Source organism: Hydrogenophaga palleronii (assembly GCF_031457455.1).
GTDB classification, from domain to species: Bacteria; Pseudomonadota; Gammaproteobacteria; order Burkholderiales; family Burkholderiaceae_C; genus Hydrogenophaga; species Hydrogenophaga palleronii_A.
Window position 1 is genome coordinate 41210 of the sequence record NZ_JAVDWU010000017.1, and the last position, 15424, is coordinate 56633.

Annotated in this window: 12 protein-coding genes; 3 read left to right on the forward strand and 9 right to left on the reverse strand. The window is 64.0% G+C overall.

The window, feature by feature from the left end; genetic code table 11:
* The first annotated feature begins 6 nt into the window (after positions 1-6).
* From ettA to J2W49_RS25130, 3 genes are all read left to right on the forward strand, one after another.
* The gene (gene ettA, locus J2W49_RS25120) at positions 7-1668 is read left to right on the forward strand and encodes an energy-dependent translational throttle protein EttA (protein ID WP_310322503.1); all 1662 of its coding nucleotides are present in this window, start codon (positions 7-9) and stop codon (positions 1666-1668) included.
* A gap of 161 nt (positions 1669-1829) precedes the next feature.
* Positions 1830-2375: a DUF1415 domain-containing protein gene (locus tag J2W49_RS25125; RefSeq protein WP_310322505.1), complete on the forward strand. Its 546-nt coding sequence runs from the start codon at positions 1830-1832 to the stop codon at positions 2373-2375.
* A 106-nt stretch (positions 2376-2481) separates the two neighbouring features.
* The gene (locus tag J2W49_RS25130; RefSeq protein WP_310322508.1) at positions 2482-4557 is read left to right on the forward strand and encodes a DUF1631 family protein; all 2076 of its coding nucleotides are present in this window, start codon (positions 2482-2484) and stop codon (positions 4555-4557) included.
* Between the two features lie 142 nt (positions 4558-4699).
* Here the strand turns inward: J2W49_RS25130 and J2W49_RS25135 are convergent, their stop codons facing one another.
* From J2W49_RS25135 to J2W49_RS25175, 9 genes are all read right to left on the reverse strand, one after another.
* Positions 4700-6037, reverse strand: a complete 1338-nt coding sequence (locus tag J2W49_RS25135) for a TAXI family TRAP transporter solute-binding subunit (RefSeq protein WP_310322509.1) — start codon at positions 6035-6037, stop codon at positions 4700-4702.
* Between the two features lie 62 nt (positions 6038-6099).
* Entirely contained in the window at positions 6100-7692 is a 1593-nt protein-coding gene (locus J2W49_RS25140) for a methyl-accepting chemotaxis protein (RefSeq protein ID WP_310322512.1), read from the reverse strand.
* Positions 7693-7930: 238 nt separating this feature from the next.
* Positions 7931-8278, reverse strand: coding sequence for a copper-binding protein (locus J2W49_RS25145; RefSeq protein ID WP_310322514.1), 348 nt, complete (start codon positions 8276-8278; stop codon positions 7931-7933).
* A gap of 86 nt (positions 8279-8364) precedes the next feature.
* Positions 8365-10302: a LamG-like jellyroll fold domain-containing protein gene (locus tag J2W49_RS25150; RefSeq protein WP_310322517.1), complete on the reverse strand. Its 1938-nt coding sequence runs from the start codon at positions 10300-10302 to the stop codon at positions 8365-8367.
* A 711-nt stretch (positions 10303-11013) separates the two neighbouring features.
* Positions 11014-11484, reverse strand: a complete 471-nt coding sequence (locus J2W49_RS25155) for a DUF411 domain-containing protein (RefSeq protein ID WP_310322520.1) — start codon at positions 11482-11484, stop codon at positions 11014-11016.
* A 22-nt stretch (positions 11485-11506) separates the two neighbouring features.
* Complete coding sequence (locus J2W49_RS25160) at positions 11507-12019, reverse strand: cupredoxin domain-containing protein (protein WP_310322523.1); 513 nt, start codon at positions 12017-12019, stop codon at positions 11507-11509.
* 15 nt (positions 12020-12034) lie between these two features.
* Entirely contained in the window at positions 12035-13438 is a 1404-nt protein-coding gene (locus tag J2W49_RS25165; RefSeq protein WP_310322525.1) for a multicopper oxidase family protein, read from the reverse strand.
* Between the two features lie 54 nt (positions 13439-13492).
* Entirely contained in the window at positions 13493-14938 is a 1446-nt protein-coding gene (locus J2W49_RS25170) for a TolC family protein (RefSeq protein ID WP_310322527.1), read from the reverse strand.
* Positions 14939-15018: 80 nt separating this feature from the next.
* Positions 15019-15402, reverse strand: coding sequence for a hypothetical protein (locus tag J2W49_RS25175; protein WP_310322528.1), 384 nt, complete (start codon positions 15400-15402; stop codon positions 15019-15021).
* Between the last annotated feature and the right edge of the window lie 22 nt (positions 15403-15424).

Here is a 15424-nt window from a genome sequence, read left to right on the forward strand (position 1 = left end):
ATCAAAATGGCTCAATACGTTTTTTCAATGAACCGGGTCGGCAAGATCGTGCCGCCCAAGCGTCAGATTCTCAAGGACATCTCTCTCTCTTTCTTCCCTGGCGCCAAGATCGGCGTGCTGGGCACCAACGGCTCGGGCAAGTCCACGCTGCTGAAGATCATGGCCGGGCTCGACAAGGAGATCGAAGGCGAGGCGATCCCGATGCCAGGGATCCGCATCGGCTACCTGCCGCAGGAACCGCAACTGGACCCGGAACAGACCGTGCGAGAAGCCGTGGAAGCGAGCATGGGCGCGGTGCGTGCGGCACAACAGCGGCTCGAAGAGGTGTACGCGGCCTACGCCGAAGAAGACGCCGACTTCGACGCGCTGGCGGCCGAGCAGGCCCAGCTTGAAGCCATCATCTCCACCGCCGGCACCGACAGCGAACACCAGCTCGAAATCGCCGCCGATGCGTTGCGCCTGCCGCCCTGGGAAGCCAAAATCGGCCTGCTCTCCGGTGGTGAAAAACGCCGCGTGGCCCTGTGCTGCATGCTGCTGTCCAAACCCGACATGCTGCTGCTTGACGAACCCACCAACCACCTGGATGCCGAGTCGGTGGAATGGCTGGAGCAGTTCCTCAAGCGCTTCCCTGGCACCGTGGTGGCCATCACCCACGATCGCTACTTCCTCGACAACGCGGCCGAGTGGATCCTCGAACTCGACCGCGGGCACGGCATTCCCTACAAGGGCAACTACTCCACCTGGCTGGAACAGAAAGAAGCCCGCCTGGAGCAGGAGCAGCGCACCGAAGACGCCCGCACCAAGGCCATGAAGAAGGAACTGGAGTGGGTGCGCCAGAACCCCAAGGGCCGCCAGGCCAAGAGCAAGGCGCGCCTGGCGCGCTTTGAAGAGCTGAGCGATGTCGATTACCAGAAGCGCAACGAGACCAACGAAATCTTCATCCCGGTGGCCGAGCGCCTGGGCAATGAAGTGTTCGAGTTCAAGAACGTCAGCAAGAGCTTTGGCGACCGCCTGCTGATCGACAACCTGAGCTTCCAGATCCCGGCCGGTGCCATCGTGGGCATCATCGGCCCCAACGGCGCGGGCAAGTCCACGCTGTTCAAGCTGATCAGTGGCAAGGAGCAGCCCGACAGCGGCGAGGTCAAAATCGGCCAGACCGTGAAGATGGCCGTGGTGGACCAGAGCCGCGACGACCTGGCGAACGAAAAGACCGTGTGGGAAGACATCTCGGGCGGTCTGGACATGATCACCGTGGGCAAGTTCCAGATGCCCAGCCGCGCGTATTGCGGGCGCTTCAACTTCTCGGGCGGCGACCAGCAAAAACGCGTGGGCACGCTCTCCGGCGGTGAACGCGGGCGCTTGCACCTGGCCAAGACCCTGGCCGAAGGCGGTAACGTGCTGCTGCTGGACGAACCTTCGAACGATCTGGACGTGGAAACCCTTCGCGCGCTGGAAGACGCCCTGCTGGAATTCGCTGGCTGCGCGCTGGTCATCAGCCACGACCGCTGGTTCCTCGACCGCATTGCCACCCACATCCTCGCCGCCGAAGGCGACAGCCAGTGGGTGTTCTTCAACGGCAACTACCAGGAGTACGAGGCCGACAAGAAGAAGCGTCTGGGTGAAGAAGGTGCCAAGCCGAAGCGCTTCCGCTACAAGGCCTTGAAGTAGGCCCACCCCCGCCGCGCTTCGCGCGACCCCCTCGAGGGGGCGATACCTTGGACCGGCGAAGCCGGATCCTCGGTATCTCTGGAATGGGGCACTTCGCGCCGGAAAGTTGGGTGTGCCCCTCAGCGCTCTGTCCTGCCTTTACTTACGTTTTGCCTCTTCCCATGACCGAAGAACAAGTCCTTGCCGATACCCGCCACTGGCTGGAAAAGGCCGTTATCGGTTTGAATCTGTGCCCGTTTGCGCGCTCGGTGTATGTGAAGAACCAGGTGCGTATCGTGGTGAGTCAGGCGCGGCATCTGGATGGGTTTCTCGATGACCTGGACCGCGAACTTGATCTGCTGGTGAACACGCCGGCCGATCAGATCGACACCACCTTGCTGGTTCATCCGACCCTTTTCCCGCATTTCGACGTCTTCAACGATTTCCAGAACGTGGTGGACGACGTGGTCGCTGAGCACGAGCTCGAAGGTGTGATTCAGGTGGCGCACTTCCACCCGGATTTCCAGTTTGAGGGCACCGAGGCCGATGATGTGACCAACTTCACCAACCGGGCGCCGTATCCGATACTGCATCTTTTGCGTGAGGACAGCGTGGAACGAGCCGTGGCATCTGAGGGCGGTGATGCGGAGAGCATCGTGGCGCGCAATCTCAAGACCTTGCGGGATCTTGGTACCGATGGCTGGCAAGCCGTGTTACAAAAGCCTTGAACTGAATCGCTTTTCGGTCTCTGCACAAGGGTTTCGCTTCTGAATTTGTTCGCCATAATGGGCCGGACAAATACCTTCATCGTTGGAGCAGAAAGCAGAGCCGCGCATGGATGCCAGCAACACACAGGCTTTTGACGCCTGCCTGAGAGAAGCCCTTGCCCAGACCCGCGAGTGGACGCCTCGTTGGATCGACAAGCTGCGCGACGCCTTGTACCAGCGCGAAGGCACGGTGGCGAGCCTCCAGGAAAAACAGGCCTTGGTCGAGGCCAGAACCACGCTGGACGGTTACCGGGACCGCATCACTTCCCGGTTCCTCGAATATTTTGCAGAGGCGGTTCACGGATCGCTGGCTTCGGAGGGCGGATCAGGCCGAAGACTTCAAACGCTGAGCTTCGACGAACTGGAGCTCATGGGTGATGAGCAGGTGCAGGAAACGGTTGAGCTGGCGAGGGTGCAGCAGGTCGTCAAGATGGCCGCTGACGAAGAACTGGTGGCACTCAACACCCGCATGAGCAGTGCCCAGGGACATTCCAGGGTACGTCCAGAAGCCAACCCTTTGCGCACCGAGGTCGTCATTGGCGCCCTGATGCGCGCCATCAACGGTCTGCATGTGGATCCCGTGGTGCGTTCGCGCTGGCTTCAGATGGGCGCTGTGGGGCTGGGCAGTGAATTGCAGAAGATGTACGCCCACCTGAGCCGGCAGCTGGATGGCATGGGAGTGCGGCCGGCCGGCTACAACCTCATACAGGCACCGGACGTGCGCAGCCCGCCCAAGGCGCCAGTGCACACCGAGTCCGTCACCGCCGATTCCGTGCTGGGCTCCAACGCGCTGCTGACGCTGGACCACCTGCACCAGTTGCTGATCGGCAATCTGGACCAGTCGGGAGACCGCCCCAGCGACCAGGGCGTGTCGGGTTCGGGCAATGCCATGGTGCGCACGCTGGCGGCCGAGGTGGTCACCTTCATGCTCAAACGCATTCATGAAGACAAGCGCCTGATGCCGTCCGTGCGGCAGGTGCTGCTCGACATGAAGCCGGCGCTGCTGCAGCTTGCGCGCAGCGACCCCCGTTTTTTTGCCGATCGCCAGAACCCTGCCCGTCGCTTGCTGGACACGGTCACGGCGCGCAGTCTGGCCTTCACCAGCGAGCAAGACCCGGGCTATGAGCCGTTTGCGCGTCAGGTGCGTGGCATCCAGCGCGCACTGGAGAAGCCTGGCGCGGACCTGGCCAGCCGCTTTCCCAAGCTGCTGGAGGAACTGACGCAGTCGCAAGCGCTTGCGCCTGAGCAGGCGCAAGCCAGAGGGCTGGCCGTGAAGACCCTGGTGCGTGTGGAGCAACGCAACATGCTGGCCGAGCGTGTGGCAAACGAATTCCGCGCACGCACCGACTTCGAGCGGGTGCCGGGTGTGGTGCGCCGGTTTCTGACCGGGCCATGGGCCCAGGTGGTGGCTCAGGCACGCATGGACATGCCGGACACCCATTCGGGAGACCTGTCGCCCTCTGGTTCCGCCGCCATGAGGTACACCGACATGCTTCCCGACCTGCTCTGGTCGAGCCAACTGGCGCAGGCCAGCCGCAACCGTCCGCGCCTGATCAAGGTGATCCCGGGTGTGTTGCGCACCTTGCGTGAAGGCCTGGATTCAATCGACTACCCGCGTGACCAGAGCGAAGCCTTTTTTCAGGCGTTGATGGGCTTGCATGAAGCGGCCTACAAGACCCAGCGGCCTGAAATGCAGCAAGAGCCACCGGTCAGCCTGCAGGTCGAGGAAGACCTGGAGCCTTGGATTCACCCGACCGAAGTGCGTGAGACGGGCTTCATGGAAGACGCATTCCTGGAAAGCACGACCCAGCCTTCGTTCCAGGACACACAGCCGATGCAGCGTGACTGGGCCGACATCAAGGCCGACATGACAGAGAAAAACCAGGCGATCTCTGTGGGGACCTGGGTGGATGTCTGGCACGAAGGGCAGCCCCTGCGCGCGCAACTCACTTGGGCCAGCCCGCACAACACCATGTTCCTGTTCACGGCAGGCAACGGCCGTTCCTTGTCCATGACCCGGCGCGGCCTGGACAACCTGCTTGCGAACAACCGCCTGCGCGTGGTGGCCAACAATGGTGTGATCGACGAGGCGCTGGACGAGATCGCGCGGCAGGCTTGGATCAACAGCAGTAAGGGCGGGTAGCTCCCCCCTGCGCTGCTGACGCAGCTTCCCCCCTCTCTGGCGCGCCAAAGGCGCTTGGAGGGGGGACGCACCCTGTGGCCCGGCGAAGCCGGTTCCACGGGTGCCCTGGATCGAGGCACTTCGCTCCGGAGCCTGGTTGAGTTCAGGTTTTTCTAAGTAGCTTCTTGCGCACCAAGTGAATGTTGTTGCGCAGGGCGTAGAGCTCGTCGGTGTGGGAGAGGGGCACGACGATTTTTTCAGCTTTGCTTTCCAGGGTATCCAGTTGGTCCAGCAGCGATTGCACGGTGTCGCCCTCGTTGTCACCCTGTGCTTCGGCGCGTTGTTCGATGTCGCGCAGTTCGGCGTACCAGCGGAACACGCGGGAGCGGATGCGGAAGGTGTAGAGAGGGGGCACGACGCGGGAGAGGGGCAGGGCCAGGGCGATGATCAGGCCCATGGCGAGCCACATGCGTTCGATCAGGTTGGCCATCCAGAAGGGCAGGTAGCGCTGGAGGAAGGGCGGCCCGTTGGTGATCGCGCGTACCGCTTCCTGTGACACCGGGACTTCGGTGTGTTCCAGGCTGGGGTATTCGCGGGTGCGGCTGAACCAGCCTGCGCCACCGTGCAGCTGGGTGGCCGTCTGGGCGAACAACTGCAGGATGGCCGGATGGGTTTCTGTGCTGGCGAGCAGGCTGGTGGTGGAGGCCACCAGGCGCACGTCTTGCTGCGGGTTGTTGGCAGCCAGGTCCACCACGCCTTGCGGCAGTACCACCGGTGTGAGGTAGCCGAAGCGGCGCGAATAGGCTTCGCTTTGCGCAAAATCCAGCAGGCGCACGCCCGGCGTCTGCAGCAGCATCTGCACCATCAGCGACTCGGGGGCCGAAGCGAACACAACCGCGTCGATCTGTCCTTCGAGGAAGGCCACGGTGGCAGGTGTCTGTTCCATTTCGCTCAGTTGCAACGCGCCTGGTGGAATGCGGTTCACATCCAGCAAGGTGGAGAACAGGCGCGGCACGCCGCTGCCGGCCGTGCCCACGTTCACGTGCCACCCACGCAGTTCGGAGAGGTGGCTCACGGTGTCGGACTGGCGCAGGCGTTGCGCCGCGTCTTCGCGGTAGAACAGCCAGAGCGGCTCCACAAACAGACTGCCCAGCGAGGTGATGGCGTCTTCGTCGTCAAAGCCGATGTCGGCCGTGCCACCCTGCACAAACCCGAGGTCGGCCCGACCGCTGCGCAGCAGCGCCAGGTTGTCTGAAGAGCCCTCCGAGCGCAGCAGCTCGACCTCGATGTCATAGCGCTTCAGAGCCTCGGCATAGCGTTTGCCAAACTCGTCATAGGCACTTTGTTCGGGGCCGGTGGCCAGCACCACACGCTTGGGTGGCGTGGGGTTGAGCCACCAGTAAGTGAGTGCCAGCAGCGCGACGGTGAGCAGGGCGAACGGGCCGATAGATGCCATCAGATCGCGCAACGAAAGCAGGGTGTAGCGAATGTTTTTCGGCATTCCGCTACGTTATCACGCCGCCGGACAGCGGCTCAGGCTGCGCCAGACCCCGGATGCGTCGCTCAGGCGCGTTCCGTGGCCGCGTTGCCCCGGCTGCTGAGTCGGAAGATGCGCACGGCATCCTGCATCACCACCGCCTGCGCCTGCAACGAGCTGGCGGCGGCAGCGAGTTCTTCGACCATGGCCGAGTTCTGTTGCGTCACCGAATCGAGCTGGCCAACCGCCTGGTTGATCTGCGCGATGCCCATGGACTGTTCGCTCGATGCACTGGTGATGTCTGTGATGAGCACGTTGACCTGTTCCACGGCACCCACCACGTTGTTCATGGTCTGGCCGGTGCTGTGCACCAGTTGGCTACCCTGCGAGACCTTCTGGGCAGACTCGTCGATCAGCACCTTGATTTCCTTGGCGGCGGTGGAGGTGCGTTGGGCCAGGCTGCGCACCTCGGCGGCGACCACCGCAAAGCCCCGTCCCTGCTCCCCGGCGCGGGCGGCTTCCACGGCGGCGTTCAGCGCGAGGATGTTGGTCTGGAACGAAATGCCTTCGATCACCTGGATGATCTCGCCGATCCGGCTGGATGAGCGGCTGATTTCGTCCATGGTGCTGACCACGTTGCCCATCGCGTCGTTGCCTTCGCGTGCCACAGTGGCGGCCCGCTGGGAAAGGGATGCGGCTTCACGAGCCGAGTTGGTGCTGTTCTCGACCGTGCTGGTGAGCTGCTCCATGGACGCGGCCGTTTCCTCCAGACTGCTGGCCTGCGACTCTGTGCGCGAAGACAGGTCCTGGTTGCCGCTGGCGATCTCGTTGGACGCCACCTGAACGCCTTCGACTTCATGGCGCACGTCGGAGACGACCGCCTGCAGGTTCACGTTGAGCTGGTTCAGGGCTTTCGCCAGTTCGCCGAACTCCCCCCGGCTGGCGCCTTCGAAGCGGGCCGAAAGGTCACCGGCGGCCATGGTGTTGGCAAACCGGATGGCTTTTTGCAGCGGGCCGACCATGATGCGGCGCAACAGCCACGCCGCCAGCACGGAGACACCGAGCAGCGGGATGGCCATCGCCATCTGTGTGCTGCTGCTCATGCCGGAAGCGATTTCGCCAATGACAACGCCCGACACGGCCAATGCCACGCAAACTCCGCCGATGACGCGTCCCAGGGTGAGTTCGGTGGCGCTGTTCAGTGCACCCCGTATGCCCGTGCGGACCACGCGCCCGCGATGCAAGGCGATGCTGATCTTGCCACTGTCGCGCTCGGCGCGCATCCGTGCGTACAGGGCTTCAGCTTCCTGCACCTGCTCGCGGCTGGGCTTGGTGCGCACCGACATGTAGCCCACCGCCTGGCCGTTTTCGACGATCGGGGTGGCGTTGGCCACCACCCAGTAGTGGTCACCGTTCTTGCGCCGGTTTTTCACCAGCGCCGACCAGGGCGATCCGCTCTTGAGGGTCTCCCACATGTCCCGGAAGGCTTCCTGGGGCATGTCGGGATGGCGCACCAGGTTGTGAGGCTGACCGAGCAGTTCGTCGCGGCCATACCCGCTCACCGCCACAAAGGCAGGATTGCAATAGGTGATGTGGCTTTGCAGATCGGTGGTCGAAACGAGATTGACACCGTCTGGAACCACGAACTCGTTGTGGGTGACAGGCAAATTGCTGCGCATAAAAGGGCCTCACTGGGAAGAAGTTTTCAGTGAGACTGCGGCTCTGCATCAGCGCCAACTGACGCAACTTGCGCACCTCACCCATGCAGTATCGACATGACGGCAAAAAGCAATAGGGTAATAAGGAGGAGAAATATCACCCAGTACTGATGTATGTCAATGGTGACTGATCAGTGCACTTCTCGCCTGATGTGTCGCTGGTCTGGCTGGACCTGTGTGGCGGCCACCTCTGCGCCACTCAGGGGGCAGGCTCCAGGCTCATGACGGTGTAGGCGCCATTCACCTGGGCCGCAGTGAACCGCACCTTGTCACCGACTTTGATCTTGCCCAACAGGGCGGGGTCGCTGACCTGGAACACCATGGTCATGGGAGGCATGTCCAGGTTCTTGATCTCGCCATGCTTGAGTGAGACCTTGTTGGCGGCGGTGTCGATGCGCCGTACCTCGGCCTCGGCCAAGGGCAGGGCATCGGCTGGCGCCGCAGCAGGTGCGGTCGTGTGATGTGACGCATGATCGGTGGTCTGGGCCATGGCGGGCAGCGTGGTGGCTGTCAGCAGGAAGGCCAGGGCCAGGAGCGGATGCTTCATGGTTGTTCCAGATAAAGAGTGAGAAAGCCGTCGAACACCCACAGCTGATCTTGCTGAGTCGCCAGCGTTCCGCAAATTCTTCACTGTTACTGGGCCAGAGCCGCAATCTGCGCCACAGACAGTGCCCCGCTGTAGAGCCGGAAATCCTGCATGCGGCCGTCGAAATACGGGTCGGCGCTGTACTGCGCGCGACCCAGCCAGTTCTGCGTGGTGGCACCCAGTTGATGAGGGGCAAACTGCGCATCGGTGTGGGTGCCGGTCGCCAGCCCGTTTACATACAACGTGACGGTGTTGCCCAGGCGGGTCACTGCGAGGTGCACCCATTGGCCCGTGCTCAGTGAAACGGAAGACGTGACGTTCTCCTCTCCGCGCCATGTGGTGCCGGTGGATGCACACCTAAGTGTGCCGGCGCTGGCGAGCAGGGCGAGGTAGGCGATGTCGCTGGAGCCGATGTCGAACACGCGGGCATTGCCCACGGCCGCAGTTTGCCGGTGGACCCAAACCGCGATCGTGAAGTCCGCCATGTCTTCCATGATGCCCGTGGGCATGACCACGTGGCCGCTGTCGCCGTCGAGCGAAATGGCGCTGCTGCTCGGTGTGCGGCCCACGCCCCATGAGGCACCACCCGCCAAGTGTGCATGAAGCCCGTTGCCGCTTTGGTCTGCAGCGATGGCGCCGCTGCCATCGTTCAAGGGCAGATGCAGTTTCAGTCGCGGTGTGGTGGAGACGCTGCGCACATCGACGCCCGTGAGCCGCCCGCTTGGCGTTAGGGCCACGATGCGGTAGTGCCAGATGCCCGAGCTTGGTGCGTCGGTGTAGGTGCGCGCTTCGCCGACGCTGGTGATGGTGGTGAATGGGCCTGTGGCCGTGGACGCGCGTTGCACCTCATAAGCGGTCGCGTAGGCGGTGCCCCACCATGACAGCAGCACTTGGCCATTGACGAGGTACGCCGTCAGGCCACTGGGCGGGGCCCCGGCCGCGATCGGCTCGCGTGAGAAGGTCAAGGTGCCCATGCCGGGATCGTCGCCGGTGCCTCGCGTTTCGGGGCGCAGTTTTTCTGCCATGGCGGTCACAAATGGCGCAGACAGCCCTTTGCGGTTGACATAGTGGTTGTACAACAGCTCCCAGCAGCGGCGAAGGTGCGGACGTCCGGCCCATGAGATCGCTGTGGAAGTGGCAAGCACGTTGGAATAGCGGGCATAAGGTAGGTCTGCGTAATTGCCGTTCGCATCCTGCAGGTTGCTGGCTGCCACGTATTCGGCGGCAGAGAGCAGGCGGTTGTTCCAGTAACCATACAGGTCGTCGCCCTGGGACCATGCCATCTCGCACAGCGCGCCGCACAGTGACATGCCCAGCGTTGCATGCCCCTGGTCGCGCCCGCTTTCCTGCCATTGACCCAGGAGCCCGGGGTGGATGACGTAGACGTTGTGCGCGGCCGCACCGTTGCCCCGGCCGTTCTTGTAATAGCTGACAGCCTCGTCGTACAGATCGCGCCGGTCGCAGCAGATGCCGATGGCCATGATGGCGTTGATGTTGCACAGATCCCAGTTGGCCCAGTAGTTGGTGATGTCCGCACCATTGTGTTTGATGAGGAAGTCGTGGCTCAACGGATAGAAGACGTTCAGCAGCAGCTTCTGGAACCTCTCGATCCCCTCGGGCGACCAGCCGGAGTAGCTGCGCATGAGCTCCACGACGTTGGCCCACTGGTAGCCGTAGATGCCGGCCGCAAGGAAGCGGTCGGCATTGCCAGTGAGCGTGGTCATCTTGCCCGACCACGCGTCCAGGAACGCCACCGCACGGTCTGCGTAGGCATCGTCTTCGGACACCTTCCAGCGCAGCGCGAGCTGGTAGGCCCGCTGCATGTCCTTGATCATGGTGCCAAAGTTCTGTCCGTCGCCTCCACGGATCACCACCGCCAGCGGGTTGGGCCATGTATCGGTGTTCAGCGAGGAATGGCCCGAGTGCTTCAGTACGTCCCAGGCGTTCGCCCACGGCGCTGCGCCTTCTGCAATCTTGGTGCGCATGCGGGCGAAGTCTGCATCAGTGTGCAGCCCACCCGGGTGCACAAAAGCTTTGGCGGCAGGTGGTTGAGGCGGCGGTGGCGGTGGTGTCGCAGGCGATGGAGGGGGTGCGGCAGGTGCTGGAGACGCTGCGGGAGGAGAGGGTGCGGGCGGTGGAGCACCCCACTCCACGGGTTTGGAAATGGCTGGTGGACCGTTGGCGGTCTCGGGCGAGTTGCCACCGCATGCCAGCAGCGTACTTGCCAGGGGCATGGCTGCCATGCCTTTGAGAATGCGTCGCCGTGATGATTGGTGAGAGTGGTCCCTGGAGTCCTTGGTCATTGTTCTTCGGATGGATGGTTCGGAGTCGGGCATTGGTGGGGAAGACGCATTGAGCCCGCTCCGGGGACCGATCGTTGACTGAACTCGCCGCACTCGTATGGCGCCTGGCCTCGACTGCAAGCATCAATTTCCGTGCCGAAAAACCTGTGGCTTCGGTGACTTTAGACAACTATCCAGATCGTTCATCGATCCGCGATCACGCAGGCGCACTTCCGTAATCCCGGCATTTTCTTCGCGTCCACACAGTACGGGCTGGCTGGCCGATGTCCGGCGACATGGCCTGTATGAACGGAAAATTAAAATGCGAAATGCGACTTCAATGAGCCTGAACAAAAGGCCAACGACCAAGTCGCAACCACACCTTTGCCGGGGGGCGACGCTGGCGGGGCCGCCTTAACCGCGGAAGTACGACTGGTACACACGGCTGCTGCCATCTTTGAGCACCAGCACCACGTCGTAAGGGTCGCGGCGTTTGCCGTAGATGGCGCCGTCCATGCCCGGGCTGCCCACCGGCATGCCGGGCACGGAGAGACCGATGGCATGGGGCTTCTCTTTCAGCAGGCGGCGGATCTCAGGTGCGTTCACGTGGCCTTCGATCACGTAGCCACCAATCAACCCGGTGTGGCAGGAGGCGTATTTGTCTGGCAGGCCCAGGCGCTTTCGTACGGCGGCGTTGCCGCTGTCGAACACCTGGACCTTGAAGCCGTCGGCCTCAAGATAGGCCACCCAGTCGCCGCAGCAGCCGCAGTTCGGGTCTTTCCAGACCTGCAGCACGGGCAGGGTGTCAGGCTTGGTCTGGGCCAGTGCGGCGGTGCCGAGGAAGGGCAGGCCGATGGCGGCGCTGAGCAGGATGCGTCTTTGCATGGTGGTTCTCCTAAGTTCAAGATCAGGCTTTGGGTGCGACACGGATGGTGCCGCGCATGCCGGCTTCGAAGTGGCCGGCGATTAGGCAGGCGAATTCGAAGTCCCCCGGGCGGTTGAAGGTCCAGACGATGTCGCCGCGCTTGCCGGGCGGCACGTGGGCCATGTACGGTTCATCGTGCTCCATGGCGGGAAACTTCTTCATCATCTCTGCATGTTCGGCCAGTTCAGCCGATGTGCCGATCACGATCTCGTGCATGACCTTGCCCTTGTTGATCGCGCGCAAGCGCAGGGTTTCGCCTTCGCGCACGTTCAGGTGGCTGGGGCTGAGTTTCATGTCGTCGGTCATCAGAATCTCGAGCGTGCGCTGGGCCTTGCCGGGCTCAGCGGCGATGCCCCAAGGTTTCTGCTCCTTCACGACCGGCCCGGCGGTCTTGCCGTGCGTGTCGCCGTGGGCCTGTGCGAGGGTGGTGCCGAGCGCCCAGGGCAGGGCGAGCAGGCTGAGCTGAAAGTGGCGGCGGGAGGAGGTGTGTTTCATTCGGTGTCCTGTGCGTCAGTGTTGATGGCCGGAACCGGCCTGAGGTTTGCGGGCGTTGGCGTTGGCGGGCTGGGCAGGTGTGGCGGGCCGGCTGGCTGCGGGGGCATCGCTGGTCTCCACCAGGCGCGCCTGGGTGCCGGGCGGCATGGTGTACCAGCCCGGATCGGTGTAGTCGCCTGGCTTCTGGTCGGCACGCACCTTCAGCATGGTGAACATGCCGCCCATCTCGATCGGGCCGTAAGGGCCGGTGCCGGTCATCATGGGGAACGTGTTGGCCGGCAACTCCATTTCCATTTCGCCCATGTCGGCCATGCCGCGTTCGCCCATCACCATGTAGTCGGGCACCGCGCGCTGCAGGGGCGCCACCAGGCCGCTGTGGTCCACGCCGATCATGGTGGGCACGCTGTGTCCCATGGCGCCCATGGTGTGGTGGCTTTTGTGGCAGTGCATGGCCCAGTCGCCGGGCTCGTCGGCGATGAACTCCAGTTGGCGCATCTGGCCCACGGCCACATCGGCGGTGACCTCCGGCCAGCGCGAACCCTTGGGGGTGGGGCCGCCGTCGGTGCCAGTCACTTCGAATTCGATGCCATGGATGTGCACCGGGTGGTTGGTCATGGTGAGGTTGCCCACCCGCACGCGCACGCGCTCGCCCATCCGGGCCACCAGCGGCGAGATCGCCGGGAACACGCGGCTGTTGAAGCTCCAGATGTTGAAGTCCAGCATGGTGTTGATCTGCGGCGTCATGCTGCCGGGCTCCACGTCGAAGGCGTTCAGCAGGAAACAGTAGTCGCGCTGCACGTCTTCGATCAGCGGGTGCTTCTGCTTCGGGTGCGTGACCCAGAAGCCCATCATGCCCATGGCCATCTGCACCATCTCGTCGGCGTGCGGGTGGTACATGAAGGTGCCGGGACGTCTTGCCGTGAACTCGTAGACGAAGGTCTTGCCGGGCGCAATGGCGGGCTGGTTCACCCCGCCCACACCGTCCATGCCGTTGGGCAGTCGCTGGCCGTGCCAGTGGATGGTGGTGTGTTCAGGCAACCGGTTGGTCACGTAGATGCGAACCCGGTCACCCTCGACCACCTCGATGGTGGGCCCGGGACTCTGGCCGTTGTAGCCCCACATGTTGACGTGAAAGCCGGGCGCCATTTCACGCACCACGGGTTCGGCCACCAGGTGGAATTCCTTCGCCCCGTTGTTCATGCGCCAGGGTGCGGTCCAGCCGTTGAGCGTGACCACCGGGTTGTACGGACGGCCGGCACCGGTGACACCGGGCGGCGTCCAGGGGCCGGCGGTGTCGGCCGATGTTTGTTGCACGGCTTCGGGGATGGCGGCCAGTGCCACGCGGCTGACGCTGGTGGCGGCCACGGCTGTGGCAGCGGCACCGGCGAAGAAGTGTCTTCGGTTGAGGGTGTTTTTCATTTTCAGTGTTCCATGTGCTTGCGTGCGGTTGCTGCGAGGCGGAGGCGTTCGCTCTCAATGTGCTCCAGCCGAAGAAGTGCCTGCGCCCATGGAGGCGGGGGCATCAGGACCGGCGTAGTCGGCACCAGCCAGCAGGGCCTGCCAGTCGCTGTGCGCGCGCCAGTAATCGCGCCGGGCTTGCAGGGCCGCATCAAGTGAGCCAATGCGTTCGCGTGCACTGGCCAGCAGCTCCCAGCTGCTTTGCAGCATGCCGTTGTAGCGCAGCAAGGTTTCCTGTTCCAGCGCAGCCTGCAGCTGGCTCACCACGTCTTGTGCATGCTGGGCGCTGGCATGGCGCAGCCGCACCTGGGCCCAGGCTTCACGCGCCATCGATCTGCGCTGCGCTGCCTTGGACAGCAGCTCGGCCTGCGCCTGTACCGCGCCAGCCAAGGGATGATCCCGCAGCAGGGTGTTGTCGTCCAGATGGGGGGGGGTGGCGAGTCCGCCTCCGGCCTGATCGGGCGTGTTCTGCAAGGCCGCCTCGGACGCCTTGACCCAGGCCTCCCAGCGGCCCGCGCTCAGACCCGCAAAGCGCCGCTGGGCGGCTTGGCGTTCGACGCCGAGCGTGGGGTGGCTGCGCAATACCGCGCTCTCGATGTCGGCCTCGTCCAGATCAGGACCCGGAACGGCGCTCGCTGGCAGGGCAGGCAGGCTGTCAGGCAGGCGCTGGTCCAGCTGCGCCACGGAGGCCGCATCCCAAAGGCCCATCAGGCCCGCCAGCCGTTCGCGGGCCTGCATCGATGCGAGCTGTGCATTGGCAGCGGTCTGCCATGCGGAGGCTTCGATCAGCTGTTCGCGCATGAGCTTGGCGTGGCTCCAGTTCCCGGCCCGCACCATGCGCTGGCCGAGCTCACTGCCCACTCGCGCGGCGTCCAGCACGTCGGCCGCATGTAGCGCGGCCTGCCGTGCGGCGACCGCGTCGATCCAGGCCCGCTCCAGCTCACGCCGGTGCCTGGCGTAGGCGACCTGCACTTCGGCGCGTGCCAGCTCGTTCATTCCGGTACGGGTGAACAGTTCGGGGCGGTGACGCAAGGACAGGCGCAGGGCCTCGCCCACGTCCAGGCGCGCGTCACCGGCACTGTCTGGCCGAGGGGCGGGGCGCACCTGGCCCGGGTTGCTGGCTTCCCAGCGCAGCAGGTCGATGTGCCCGCGCGGGAATTCGGCCACCCGTTCGTTGGCCTTGCGCCAGATCTCGCGCGCCTGCTGCAGGTCGGCGGGGGCATCCATGGGCTGGGCGCCGCCCGAAGCCGGCAATGTCAGGGCAGGTGGCGCGGGAACGGCGGTCGAGGGGTCGGCGGCCCGCAAAGCCGGCACCTCGGGTGCCATCTGGCTCCAGGTGGGTGTGCCCCAAAGCGCAGCCAGTGCGACCATCAGTGGGGACAGCAGGTGGGCAGGGCGCCATCGCTTCGCTGCGTTGGCAGGGTGTGTGGTGAGCGGCGAACGCCGCAAGATAAGAATCATGAACATCTCCAGGAGCACTGAACAGCGACCGCCTGTTGCCTCATTTCAGAGGGCGGCGGACGCACTTCGGGTATGGGTGCTCAGGAAATGGGTGGTTTGATTCCCCGGTGAGGCTCGGAACTGGCAAAACGTGCCACGGGCGCCACATCCAAGCCGTGTTCGGCGGGAAGTGGCGTTGGAGCCAACATGGCATGGGTCATGGCCGGCCCGTTGCACAGGTCGCAGACGGCGTGCTGGTCGTCTGCGTCGTGCCCATGTGTTTCGGCATGGTGCTCACTGCCGTGGGCGGCATCTTGCCCCGGAAGTGCGGCAGCTGTGTGCTCGGGGCACGGTAGGTTGCCCATGCCGGCTGCATTCGTGTCATGCGCCGCCGGCACGGCCGTCATGGCCATGACCATGGCGTCGCCCACCAAGGCACGCAATGGCAAGAGGGCGATCATGAAGACGAGCAGCAGTCTGCGCATGGTGATGAATGATACGGTGCTG

Coding starts and splice junctions, on each gene's coding strand:
- ettA (WP_310322503.1), top strand. CDS start 7: ATGGCTCAATACGTTTTTTCAATGAACCGGGTCGGCAAGATCGTGCCG.
- J2W49_RS25125 (WP_310322505.1), top strand. CDS start 1,830: ATGACCGAAGAACAAGTCCTTGCCGATACCCGCCACTGGCTGGAAAAG.
- J2W49_RS25130 (WP_310322508.1), top strand. CDS start 2,482: ATGGATGCCAGCAACACACAGGCTTTTGACGCCTGCCTGAGAGAAGCC.
- J2W49_RS25135 (WP_310322509.1), bottom strand. CDS start 6,037: ATGCCGAAAAACATTCGCTACACCCTGCTTTCGTTGCGCGATCTGATG.
- J2W49_RS25140 (WP_310322512.1), bottom strand. CDS start 7,692: ATGCGCAGCAATTTGCCTGTCACCCACAACGAGTTCGTGGTTCCAGAC.
- J2W49_RS25145 (WP_310322514.1), bottom strand. CDS start 8,278: ATGAAGCATCCGCTCCTGGCCCTGGCCTTCCTGCTGACAGCCACCACG.
- J2W49_RS25150 (WP_310322517.1), bottom strand. CDS start 10,302: ATGCGCACCAAGATTGCAGAAGGCGCAGCGCCGTGGGCGAACGCCTGG.
- J2W49_RS25155 (WP_310322520.1), bottom strand. CDS start 11,484: ATGCAAAGACGCATCCTGCTCAGCGCCGCCATCGGCCTGCCCTTCCTC.
- J2W49_RS25160 (WP_310322523.1), bottom strand. CDS start 12,019: ATGAAACACACCTCCTCCCGCCGCCACTTTCAGCTCAGCCTGCTCGCC.
- J2W49_RS25165 (WP_310322525.1), bottom strand. CDS start 13,438: ATGAAAAACACCCTCAACCGAAGACACTTCTTCGCCGGTGCCGCTGCC.
- J2W49_RS25170 (WP_310322527.1), bottom strand. CDS start 14,938: ATGATTCTTATCTTGCGGCGTTCGCCGCTCACCACACACCCTGCCAAC.
- J2W49_RS25175 (WP_310322528.1), bottom strand. CDS start 15,402: ATGCGCAGACTGCTGCTCGTCTTCATGATCGCCCTCTTGCCATTGCGT.